Origin of the sequence: Nonomuraea cypriaca, assembly GCF_015645445.1 — a bacterium.
Lineage (GTDB): Bacteria > Actinomycetota > Actinomycetes > Streptosporangiales > Streptosporangiaceae > Nonomuraea > Nonomuraea cypriaca.
Map to the genome: position 1 here is coordinate 54044 of NZ_JADOGI010000032.1, position 11288 is coordinate 65331.

Annotated in this window: 10 protein-coding genes; 6 read left to right on the forward strand and 4 right to left on the reverse strand. The window is 67.8% G+C overall.

Translation table 11 applies throughout. The annotated features are described in order from the left end of the window. The first annotated feature begins 49 nt into the window (after positions 1–49). From ITP53_RS13595 to ITP53_RS13615, 5 genes are all read left to right on the forward strand, one after another. Positions 50–694: a B3/B4 domain-containing protein gene (locus ITP53_RS13595; protein ID WP_195895728.1), complete on the forward strand. Its 645-nt coding sequence runs from the start codon at positions 50–52 to the stop codon at positions 692–694. Positions 695–898: 204 nt separating this feature from the next. Continuing rightward, entirely contained in the window at positions 899–4573 is a 3675-nt protein-coding gene (locus ITP53_RS13600; protein WP_195895729.1) for a multifunctional oxoglutarate decarboxylase/oxoglutarate dehydrogenase thiamine pyrophosphate-binding subunit/dihydrolipoyllysine-residue succinyltransferase subunit, read from the forward strand. 105 nt (positions 4574–4678) lie between these two features. Beyond that, on the forward strand, positions 4679–4855 hold the full coding sequence (locus ITP53_RS13605) for a DUF6104 family protein (protein WP_091104129.1): 177 nt from the start codon (positions 4679–4681) through the stop codon (positions 4853–4855). A 120-nt stretch (positions 4856–4975) separates the two neighbouring features. After that, positions 4976–5779 (forward strand): DUF4097 family beta strand repeat-containing protein, encoded by an 804-nt coding sequence (locus tag ITP53_RS13610; protein WP_195895730.1) that lies wholly within the window; start codon positions 4976–4978, stop codon positions 5777–5779. Then, on the forward strand, positions 5776–6519 hold the full coding sequence (locus ITP53_RS13615) for a PadR family transcriptional regulator (protein ID WP_195895731.1): 744 nt from the start codon (positions 5776–5778) through the stop codon (positions 6517–6519). Before ITP53_RS13610 ends, ITP53_RS13615 begins: the two co-directional genes overlap by 4 nt. 81 nt (positions 6520–6600) lie before the next feature. Here the strand turns inward: ITP53_RS13615 and ITP53_RS13620 are convergent, their stop codons facing one another. Genes ITP53_RS13620 through ITP53_RS13635 form a run of 4 tightly spaced genes read right to left on the reverse strand, consistent with a single transcriptional unit; the run spans position 6601 to position 9211 of the window. Then, positions 6601–7557 (reverse strand): zinc-binding dehydrogenase, encoded by a 957-nt coding sequence (locus tag ITP53_RS13620; protein ID WP_195895732.1) that lies wholly within the window; start codon positions 7555–7557, stop codon positions 6601–6603. A gap of 9 nt (positions 7558–7566) precedes the next feature. Next, entirely contained in the window at positions 7567–8457 is an 891-nt protein-coding gene (locus ITP53_RS13625; RefSeq protein ID WP_195895733.1) for a hypothetical protein, read from the reverse strand. A gap of 45 nt (positions 8458–8502) precedes the next feature. Next, positions 8503–8931 (reverse strand): type II toxin-antitoxin system VapC family toxin, encoded by a 429-nt coding sequence (locus ITP53_RS13630; protein ID WP_195895734.1) that lies wholly within the window; start codon positions 8929–8931, stop codon positions 8503–8505. Next, positions 8918–9211 (reverse strand): hypothetical protein, encoded by a 294-nt coding sequence (locus tag ITP53_RS13635; RefSeq protein WP_195895735.1) that lies wholly within the window; start codon positions 9209–9211, stop codon positions 8918–8920. The genes ITP53_RS13630 and ITP53_RS13635 overlap by 14 nt, the downstream gene beginning before the upstream one ends. Positions 9212–9603: 392 nt before the next feature. Between ITP53_RS13635 and ITP53_RS13640 the strand changes: the two genes are divergently transcribed. Then, positions 9604–10722 carry a trypsin-like serine peptidase gene (locus tag ITP53_RS13640; RefSeq protein WP_195895736.1) on the forward strand — a complete coding sequence of 373 codons (1119 nt, stop codon included), beginning with the start codon at positions 9604–9606 and terminating at the stop codon, positions 10720–10722. Positions 10723–11288: the final 566 nt, after the last annotated feature.

The following is an 11288-nucleotide window of genomic DNA, read 5'->3' on the forward strand; positions in this document are numbered from 1 at the left end:
AAAGAAAATTTGGTGGTCCCGCGCAAAGCCCCCCTCGTAAACTGGTTTGATGCTTGACTACATCTGGGTGGACGACGCCGTCTTCGATCTACGTCCGGACTTCGCGGTGCTGGTCATGACCGCGCACGGCCTGCGCAACGGGCCCACCGACGAGCGCTCCCGCGCCTGGCTCGCGGCGACCTCCCGGCTGGAGGCGCAGCCGGACAAGATCGACGCGTGGAAGGACGCCTACCGGGCGTTCGGGGCCAAGCCGCAGCGGACCAGGCCGTCGGTCGACGCGCTCACCCGCAGACTGCCGCTGCCGGAGATCAACCAGGCCGTGGACGCGTACAACTCGATCAGCGTCAAGCACGCGCTGCCGATCGGCGGCGAGGACCTCGACCACTACTCAGGGCCCGCCAGGCTCGTCAGGGCGACCGGCGACGAGGCGTCGGAGGAGGCGCTCGGGCAGCCGGAGCCCGGCGAGGTGATCTGGCGTGACGACACCGGCGTCACCTGCCGCAGGTGGAACTGGCGCCAGGTGGCGCGCACCCGGCTCACCGAGGAGACCACCAACGCGATCTTCCTGCTGGAGCGCCTGGAGCCGATGTCGCTGGACGAGCTCAAGATCGCGGGAGAGGAACTCGCCGACCTGCTGTCCGAGTTGTCCCCTCAGGTGCGGATCGCCAGCAGATTGGTGTCGAGCGGGAAATAAACCTCCTGAAGCGGCGTTGATACCAAAGAGTAATAATTACGGCACCACCTGGATTGACTAGGGGGGCGTGACCTCTTTGCGCTGTCCTGAGAGGATCGTTCAAGGCGGCACGCCGTCATCGGCGCACGCTGCCAGTCCGGGCGAGTAGCCTTGGACAGGTTCTCTAACATCAACGCCGATCTGCGGAAGAGGGCGATTTCCGCCGTGTCGTCTGAGTCGTCGCGGACAAACCCGCTGGCAAGCTTTGGTCAGAACGAGTGGCTTGTCGACGAGCTGTATCAGAAGTACCTCCAGGACCCCGAGTCTGTCGACAAGGCCTGGTGGAACTTCTTCGCTGACTACAACCCTGACTACGGACCGGGCCGCACCCCGGCCAAGGAGGCGGGGAACGGCACTGTCACCGCCCCCGCTCCTCCCAAGGCGCCGCCGAAGGCGCCACCGACCGCACCGGCAGCACCGGCAGCACCGGCAGCACCGGCAGCCGAGAAGCCGAAGCAGCCTGCCGCTCCGGTGCCCAAGGGCGCCGAGGAGGTCAAGCTGCGCGGTGCGGCGGCACGCACGGCAGCCAACATGGACCTGTCACTGTCGGTGCCGACGGCGACCAGCGTCCGGGCCATCCCGGCCAAGCTGCTCATCGACAACCGCATTGTGATCAACAATCACCTCAAGCGGGGTCGCGGCGGCAAGGTCTCCTTCACGCACCTGATCGGCTTCGCGATCGTCAAGGCGCTGAAGGCCATGCCGGAGATGAACCACTCCTTCACGGAGGTCGACGGCAAGCCGACGCTGGTCAAGCCGGAGCACGTGGGCTTCGGCCTGGCGATCGACGTGCAGAAGGGCAACGGCGAGCGGCAGCTCCTCGTGCCGTCCATCAAGGGCGCGGAGTCGATGGACTTCCGCCAGTTCTGGATGGCCTACGAGGACGTCGTACGCAAGGCCCGCGCGGGCAAGCTCGGTGTCGACGACTTCGCCGGCACCACGATCTCGCTGACCAACCCCGGCACGATCGGCACCGTCCACTCCGTGCCACGCCTGATGCCCGGCCAGGGCACCATCATCGGCGTCGGCGCGATGGAATACCCTGCCGAATACCAGGGCGCCTCGCCGGACACGCTCTCGCGCCTGGCCGTCTCCAAGGTCATGACGCTGACCAGCACTTACGACCACCGGATCATCCAGGGCGCCCAGTCGGGCGACTTCCTGCGCCAGATCCACCGGTTGCTGCTCGGTGAGGACGGCTTCTACGACGAGATCTTCGAGGCGCTGCGGATCCCGTACGAGCCGGTCCGGTGGGTCCGGGACATCTCGGCCTCCCATGACGACGACGTGGCCAAGTCCGCCCGCGTGATCGAGCTGATCCACGCCTACCGCGTGCGCGGCCACCTCATGGCCGAGACCGATCCGCTGGAGTACAAGCAGCGCAAGCACCCCGACCTCGACATCCAGTCGCACGGCCTGACGCTGTGGGACCTGGAGCGCGAGTTCGCCACCGGCGGTTTCGGCGGCCGCCCGCTGATGAAGCTGCGCGAGATCCTCGGCGTGCTGCGCGACTCCTACTGCCGCACGGTCGGCATCGAGTACATGCACATCCAGAACCCCGAGGAGCGGGCCTGGATCCAGGAGCGGGTGGAGCAGCCGCACAAGTCGCCGGAGCGCGACGAGCAGCTCAACATCCTGTCGCGGCTCAACACCGCCGAAGCGTTCGAGACGTTCCTGCAGACCAAGTTCGTCGGCCAGAAGCGCTTCTCGCTGGAGGGCGGCGAGTCCCTGATCCCGCTGCTCGACTCGGTGATCAGCGACGCCGCCGACGAGGACCTCGACGAGGTCGTCATGGGCATGGCCCACCGCGGCAGGCTCAACGTCCTGGCCAACATCGTGGGCAAGTCCTACGCCCAGATCTTCGGCGAGTTCGAGGGCAACATCGACCCGCGCACCGCCCACGGCTCCGGTGACGTGAAATACCACCTCGGCGCGGCGGGCACGTTCACCGCGCCGAGCGGCAAGACGATCACGGCATCCGTGGTGGCCAACCCCTCCCACCTGGAGGCGGTCGACCCGGTGCTCGAAGGCGTCGTACGCGCCAAGCAGGACCTCCTGGAGCGCGGCGAGGAGGGCTTCACCGTCCTGCCCATCCTCATCCACGGCGACGCGGCCTTCGCCGGCCAGGGCGTCGTGGCAGAGACGCTCAACCTGTCGCAGCTGCGCGGCTACCGCACCGGCGGCACCGTGCACGTGGTGGTCAACAACCAGGTCGGGTTCACCACCTCGCCGGCCTCGTCCCGCTCGTCGGTCTACGCGACCGACGTGGCGCGGATGATCCAGGCCCCGATCTTCCACGTCAACGGCGACGACCCCGAGGCCGTGGTGCGCGTGGGCGAGCTCGCCTACGAATACCGCCAGGCGTTCCGCAAGGACGTCGTCATCGACCTCATCTGCTACCGCCGCCGCGGCCACAACGAGGGCGACAACCCGGCCTTCACCCAGCCGCTGATGTACGACCTGATCGACGCCAAGCGCTCGACCCGCAAGCTCTACACGGAGGCGCTGATCGGCCGGGGCGACATCACGGTCGAGGAGGCCGAGCAGGCCCTGCGCGACTACCAGGCCAAGCTGGAGCAGGCGTTCACCGAGACCCGCGAGGCGACCAAGAAGCCGCTGGAGGCGGGCGCCATGCGGGTGCCGCCTACCGAGGTGGTCAAGTGGTCCCACGACGACACGCCGACCGCCATCAGCGACGAGACCCTCAAGCGCATCGTCGACACCCAGCTCAACCTGCCCGAGGGCTTCACGCCGCACCCGCGCCTGGCGCCGGTGCTGCAGCGCCGCGGGCAGATGGTCGAGCAGGACGCCATCGACTGGGCCATGGGTGAGACGCTGGCCTTCGGGTCGCTGCTCATCGACGGCCACCCGGTGCGCCTGGTCGGGCAGGACTCGCGGCGCGGCACGTTCACCCAGCGCCACGCCGTCCTGGTGGACCGGATGACCGGCGCCGACCACACGCCGCTCAAGTCCTTCAACGAGGGCACCACGAAGTTCTACGTCTACGACTCGCTGCTGAGCGAGTTCGCGGCGCTCGGCTTCGAGTACGGCTACAGCGTCGTCCGCCCGGACGCCCTGGTCGCCTGGGAGGCGCAGTTCGGCGACTTCGTCAACGGCGCCCAGACGATCATCGACGAGTTCATCTCGTCGGGCGAGCAGAAGTGGGGCCAGAAGTCCTCGGTCGTGCTGCTGCTGCCGCACGGCTACGAGGGCCAGGGCCCCGACCACTCCTCGGCCCGCATCGAGCGGTTCCTGCAGGTCTGCGCGCTCGACAACATGACGATCGCGCAGCCCTCCACTCCGGCCAACTACTTCCACCTGCTGCGCTGGCAGGTGGAGTCGGAGCGGCACAGGCCGATGGTGGTCTTCACGCCCAAGTCGCTGCTGCGGCACAAGGCGGCCACCTCCAAGGCGGCCGACTTCACCACGGGCACCTTCCAGCCGGTGATCGGCGACACGACCGTCGATCCCGCCAAGGTCACCAAGGTGGTGCTGTGCTCCGGCAAGCTCTACTACGACCTGGCCGCGAACCGCGAGAAGGCGGGCCGTGACGACGTCGCCATCGTCCGCCTGGAGCGGCTCTACCCGTTCCCCACGGAGGAGCTGGCCGCCGAGCTGGCGCGTTACGGCACGCAGGCGGAGCTGGTCTGGACCCAGGACGAGCCGGTCAACATGGGGCCGTGGCCCTACCTGACGCTCAAGATGACCGAGGACCCGCAGACGCTGGGCGGGCGCGTGCTGAAGCGCGTGTCGCGCACGCCCAACAGCTCACCGGCTACGGGGTCGCACAACTCGCACGACACCGAGCTGGCGGAGATCGTCGGCCAGCTCTTCGGCTGAATGAACCACGGCAGTCGCCGGCGGCCCTCGCGGCTGCCGGCGACTGCCGCGTTCGCAGGTGGGCCAGGCCCGGAGCGGGGTCAGGAACGAAGGATGGGGAGAGCGATGTACTTCACCGATCGGGGGATCGAGGAGCTGGTCGAGCGGCGCGGCGAGGAGGAGGTCAGCCTGCTGTGGCTCGGTGAGCGGCTGCGCGAGTTCGTCGACCTCAACCCGGAGTTCGAGACCCCGGTCGAGCGGCTGGCCACGTGGCTGGCGCGGCTCGACGACGAGGACGAGTAAGCCGCCTAGCCACCACTAAGCCACGCTAGCCACCACCCTCAACGCGATACATCTTGAGTTTTCCACAGACGCGACATATCGTGTGCTGTGTAGGGACGTGTCGCCAGAGAGGGCGAAATCATGCAGCAGTGGACGATCGACGAACCAGGCCAGCTCACGTTCGGCCGGGTCGAGTCGCTGGACGTGCGGATCGTGTCCGGGCGCCTGGCCGTGCTGGCCAGCGAGGGGCCACCGACACTCGAGGTGGCCGACATCGAGTCGGCCTCGCCGCTCGTGGTGACGTACGACGAGGACACCGGATCGCTCACCGTCGCCTACAAGGACCTCACCTGGGACGGCCTGCTCGGCTGGTTGCGGCGCGACCGGCGCAGGACGGTGCTGTCGATCGCGGTGCCCAAGTCGTGCCGGGTCAACGCCGGGGTGGTTTCCGCGCCCGCGGTCGTGGCCGGGTTCGAGAGGGAGACGCAGGTCAAGAGCGTGTCCGGGGAGATCGTCCTCGATGCGGTCAGCGGCGACGTGACCGCCACGACCGTCTCAGGCACCGTCGAGAGCCGGGCCATGGAGGGGGATCTCTCCTTCAAGAGCGTCTCGGGTGAGCTCACCGTGGCCGACGGCATCCCGCGCCGGCTGCGGGCGAACACCGTGTCCGGCCGCATCACGGCCGACCTGGCGCTGCGGCCGACCGGCTACGTGAGGCTCAGCAGCGTCTCCGGTGACATCCTGGTCAGGCTGCCGGAGAACGTGGATACGGACGTCACCGTCAGATCCACCTCGGGCCGGCTGACCAGCACGTTCCACGAATTGTCGGACAGGAGCAGTCCCGGCTCGAAGTCGATGTCGGGGCGGCTCGGCGGCGGCATGGCCTCACTGTCGGCGACCACGGTCTCCGGCGAGGTCGCGCTGCTCAAGGGAGAGAAGGAATGAGCCCTGTCTTCGGTCACGGCCGGCTCCGGCTGTACCTCCTGAAGCTGCTGGAAGAGAGCCCACGCCACGGTTACGAGGTGATCCGGCTGCTGCAGGACCGCTTCCTCGGTGTCTACTCGCCCTCCCCCGGCACGATCTACCCGCGCCTGGCCCGCCTGGAGGAGGAGGGCCTGGTCACCCATGAGGTGGTCGAGGGCAAGAAGGTGTTCTCGATCACCGACAAGGGCCGCGCCGAGCTGAACGACCGGCTCGACGAGCTCGACGACCTGGAGGAGGAGATCTCCGCCTCCGTCCGCGACATCGCCCGCGAGGTCAAGGAGGACGTACGCGACACGGTCAAGTCGTTGCGCGACGAGCTGACGCGGATGGCCAAGGACGTACGCACCGAGGCCGGCGTGGACCACAAGCGGCTGCGCGACAAGCAGAAGGAGGACTTCAGGCGGCTCAAGGAGGAGCAGAAGCGGCAGTGGATGGAGCACGCCTCCCACTGGCAGGACGAGGGCGAGCGGTTCAGCAGGGAGTGGCGCAGGATCTGGTCGGAGGTGTGGTCCACGCTCGGAGACTCCGCGCCCAACCGCCGCGCCGATCTCGACGCCGAGCTGGGCGAACTGCTGGCCGACTTCGTCGCCCACGCGCGGGAGGATGCCTCCGACTCCCGGCTGACGCCGGAGAAGCTGGCCGAGCTGCGTACGACGCTCGACGACGCCGGCCGCCGCCTCCGCGAGATCCTCGAATCCTGACCCCGTGACCACGCGGCGCGGCGGCGAGCCTCCCAGGTGAACCGGCCTCTCCGCCGGTGTCGCCTGGGAGCGGGCAAGCGTTCAGGGGGTGAAGACGATCTTCCCGAAGAGCTCGCCCGCGGCCATCGCGGCGAACCCGTCACGCGCGTCCGCCAGCGGCAGCGTACGGTCGACGACCGGCCGCGCGCCCGTCTGCTCCAGGAACACGGCCAGCCGCCCGAGCTGGTCGCGCGTCCCCATGGTGGAGCCGACGACGGACAACTGCAGGAAGAAGACCCGGTTGAGGTCGGCGGGCGGGACCGCGCCGCTGGTGGCGCCGGAAACGACGATGCGCCCGCCCGGCTTGAGCGACTTGAGCGAGTGGTCCCAGGTGGCCTGGCCGACGGTCTCCATGACCGCGTCCACGCGCTCGGGCAGCCGGGCGCCCGATTCGAAGACCTGGTCGGCGCCGAGCCCACGGGCGCGCTCGCGCTTCTCCTCCGAACGGCTGGTCGCCCAGACCCGGTAGCCCCCGGCCCGGCCGAGCGCGATCAGCGCGGTGGCCACACCTCCGCCTGCGCCCTGCACCAGCACGGTGGCGCCGGGCTGGAGCCCGGCCTTGTCGAACAGCATGCGGTACGCGGTCAGCCACGCCGTGGGCAGACAGGCGGCCTCCTCGAAGCCGAGCGCGGCCGGCTTGGGCACCAGGTTGCCGCGCGGCACGGCCACCCGTTCGGCGAACGTGCCGTCGTACATCTCGGACAGCAACGTACGCCGGGGGTCGAGCGTCTCGTCGGCGCCCGTGCCGATCACGGCGTGCACGATGACCTCGTTGCCGTCCTCGTCCACGCCGGCGGCGTCGCAGCCCAGCACGATCGGCAGCCGATCCTGCCTGATGCCGACGCCCTTGAGCGTCCACAGGTCGTGGTGGTTGAGCGCGGCCGCCCGCACGGTGACGGTCGTCCATCCGTCCGGCGCCTCGGGCTCCGGGCGCTCGCCGAGCGTCAGCCCGGCGAGTGGGTTGTCTGGGTCGGTCTGTGTGGCGGTTACGGCGAACATGGCCGCACCCTACTTCAGCGTGATCCTGATCTCTTCCACCGCCAGCCTGCGAAACCAGTGTGGTCCCGTGGCGGCGACCAGCACGCCGTCCCTGCACACCGTGTCGGCGGGCCGCCCGCGGCCCGAGATCGCGGTCGTTTGCCTGGCCTGGCGCCGGCAGTCGGGCGTGGGCACGAGTGCGAGCATCGGTCCCACACCACCGCCGAACCGGAGCTGCGGTCCCGCCGGATCGCCCTCCGCCGTGTCGCCCGGCTCGGCCAGCCGGATGTCCGTCTTGGCCGACAGGACCAGATAGCCGTCCTTTGTCACCGTGCCCCGCAGCGCCCGCGCGAGCGCCGTCCGCTGGTCGAACGTCAGCCCCTCCCCGCGGTCGTACATCGCCAGCCGCCACGGCCCGAACTCGAAGAGCAGCACCTGCCCGTAGGACCGGCTGCCCGCCTGGCGCGGCCAGAGCGTGACGTTGGGGGCGTAACTGCGCAGCGGCTCACCGCCCCGGGTGATCTCGATCTCCCCGTTGTACGGGGCCACGAACTCCCGGTATCGCTCGCCGACCCAGACACCCTGGAACGGCCGCGACCCCAGGTCGGCGAGGCCGAGCCTGGCCGGGTAACGCACCTCGGCGCGGACCCCGTGCGGGAACACCACCTCGATGACCTCGTCGCCGCCCTTGGTCGTGACCGGCGCGGTGAGGTTGCTGGGGGTGTCGTTCTCCATCCTCGTCAGGGAACGGATGGGCGACGGCGCGGGGAGCACCGCCTCGGGGGGCGGCTGGGGCTCCGGTTCCCGGCTCACGATCAGGCCCACGATGGGAACCAGCAGGAGCACGAACACCACCACCAGCCCGATGGACCGGCGGCGGCCGCGCTCGCCTACCTCGATGACGTCGAACTGGTCGCCCACGACGTTCCTAGCCGAGTAGTGCGGCTTTACGCCCTCATATCCAGTTCAGTTGAGCGGCGACCGCCAGCGCAAGCCCTGGAAGCGGGCGAAATCCTTGTCGCAGGTCACGAATTCACAACCGTGCTCGATGGCGAGCGCGGCCAGATAGACGTCGGGGATGAGATTGCCGGACGCCCCGGCTTGGCGACTCAGCCTGGTGAAGATCTCCCAGTGCCTGGCCCCGGCGGCGACCACCGACGCCTGCGCCTGGTTGCGATAGGTGTCCGCGAAGGTCAGGGCGCTTTCGAGCGTTTCGGCGTTCTTGTAGATGCGCCGGTTGGTCACCATCCGGATGAAGCCGTTGACGACGAAGTCGCACACGGCGTAGCTCGACTCGCCGGTCACCATCTCCCGCACGAACGCATGGCAGCGATCGTGATCGCGAGACTCATGCCGAAAGGCGTTGACGAGGACGTTGGTGTCAGCCAGCAGCATTGAACCACTCCGGGAACCGCTCTTGGTCGTCCAGATCCCAGGCGATGTGCTCCAGCTTCTCGCCGGCGTCCAGCCTCTCCTGGATCCACGGCTGGAATCCGGGCACGGCCGTGGACGTGGGCAGCTCCAGGGGGGGCCGCTCGGCGGCCTCGGTGGAGCGGTTGATGAGTTGTCGCAAGGCGTCCTCCATCACTGAGTTGAGACTGCGTCCGTTTCGTGCCGCGTACGCCTTCGCCTCGTTGAGTAGCGTCTCGTCGATGCGCACTGTGGTCCTCCGCATGACTCCAGCGTCCGGCGCTGACATAAAAATGTCAACACCGGATAGTAGTCGCCCGGTCACAGCCTTTGCCACTACTTCAACGAACCAGCCAAGTGCACCAATGGGGCAGATGGTGCATACCTCAATGAAACAACCCATTCGACCCGAGTGGCGTCTGATAATTCGCGTTACCACTGTTGCCAACAGCTTATTAACAGGCCGTCTGCCTGCGTGAATGCCTTCTCGGAATACATGCGAATTCGCTATCTCCATAACGGAACGGAACCGGCCCATGCTTTTTGACGTCGCTTCCTGGCCACCCGGTCGCGCCATTCATTAACGTTCCGATCGTTTTCCTGGCCCATCGGGGCGCAGCACCTCGCTCTGGGCCGCAGAAAGCCGAGAGGAGCTGCATGTTTTCCCAAGCAAGGCGCATCGCGATCCCGCTCGCCGGCCTGGTGGCCGTCGGGCTGGCCGCGGGAACGATCAGCGGCGCGGCCGCCGCGACCGCACCCCCAGACGTCGTGTCCAAGAACGCCGCCACCCCGGCCGAGCAGGCGATCCAGTTCTGGACGCCGGACCGCATCAAGCTCGCCACCGACTACGACGACGCACTCGACCTGTCCTCCAAGGGCGTCAAGGGCAGCAACGACGCCCCCGACGGCCCCGCGGGCTCCGTCGCCCCGATCGGCGCGGAGAAGGCGAGGACCACGAAGAGCAAGCAGGTCAATCTGCCGAACACCGTCGGCCGCGTGTTCTTCACGCTGCCGAAGACCGACCCGCGTAACCCGGAGAACTGGCGTTACTGCTCGGCCAGTTCCGTTCAGGGCAAGTACCGCAACCTCGTGGCGACCTCCGCCCACTGCGTGTACGACACCGGCAAGAACACCTTCTACGACAACTGGATCTTCATTCCGTCGTACTGGGACGGCGACAGTGTCTGGACCGGCAAAGCGCCGTACGGCATTTACGCCGCCAAGACGTTCAACGCGCACGACGACTTCGTGGTGAAGGAGGACTACGACTACGACTACGCGTTCGTCAACGTCTACAACGGCATCAAGGTCACCTGGGAGAAGGCCGGCGGCAGGTGGCGGTGGAAGGTCGCAGGCGCCGGCCGGCTGGGCGACAACGTCGGCGGCCAGGGCTTCACCTGGAACCGCAGCACGAAGCTCAACGTGTTCTCGTTCGGCTACCCCGCGGGCGAGCACCCCGACGGTGACAAGCCGTTCACCGGCCGCACGATGAAGTGGTGCTACGGCATGACCAAGCCGATGCCCGAGGCGAGGAAGTACAACCTCCAGGAGCACGTCGGCTTCAGGTGCTCCTTCACCGCCGGCGCCAGCGGCGGTCCGCTCCTCTTCAACTACAGGAGCGCGTCGCGCACCGGCTACCTGGTCGGCGTCAACAGCGTCGCGTGGGACACCGACGGCAACGACCGCTACGACCACATCTCGTCGCCGTACTTCAACGGCGACACCTACAAGGTCTACAAGGCCGCCGCCAACCGGTGGACCGGCGACATGCCGTGATCCAGCCCGCACCCACGGCCCCGGCTCTCCCCACGGGAGCCGGGGCCTTCCACTGTTCGGACCCCTGATCGGGGTCACAGATCGGGGTCACAGATCGGGCCGTGGATGGGGAAATGGCGCCGACCACGAGGACGTGGTCCACGTCACCGCGGCGGCTCGAATGCCACCATGAAACCACACAATTCGCCGCACGAGATCCGCCCGCCAAACCCCTTCTGACCTGCGAGAACGACCACAACTAATGATCATTTACGCCTATCCGGAGGTATCGGCTGACGACCTCCTTATAGTTCACGATGCACTCTTGATCAGGTAACGAATCTCTATCCGAGCTGCAATAGAGTCAGTCCATCTGGAAAAATCCACCCTTACGACCCTATAGAAAGGCCATTTCATGATCTCCCGGGCCAGGCAGGTGGTGGCCGCCGCGCTCAGCGGCGCGCTGCTGGTGCTGCCTGCCTTCACGGGGATCGCGAACGCCGCGCAGGACAGCAAGGTCCGCACCATCCCGCTGGCCAAGACCTCGGACGACGTGAAGAAGGTCGCCGACTACTGGAAGCCCGACC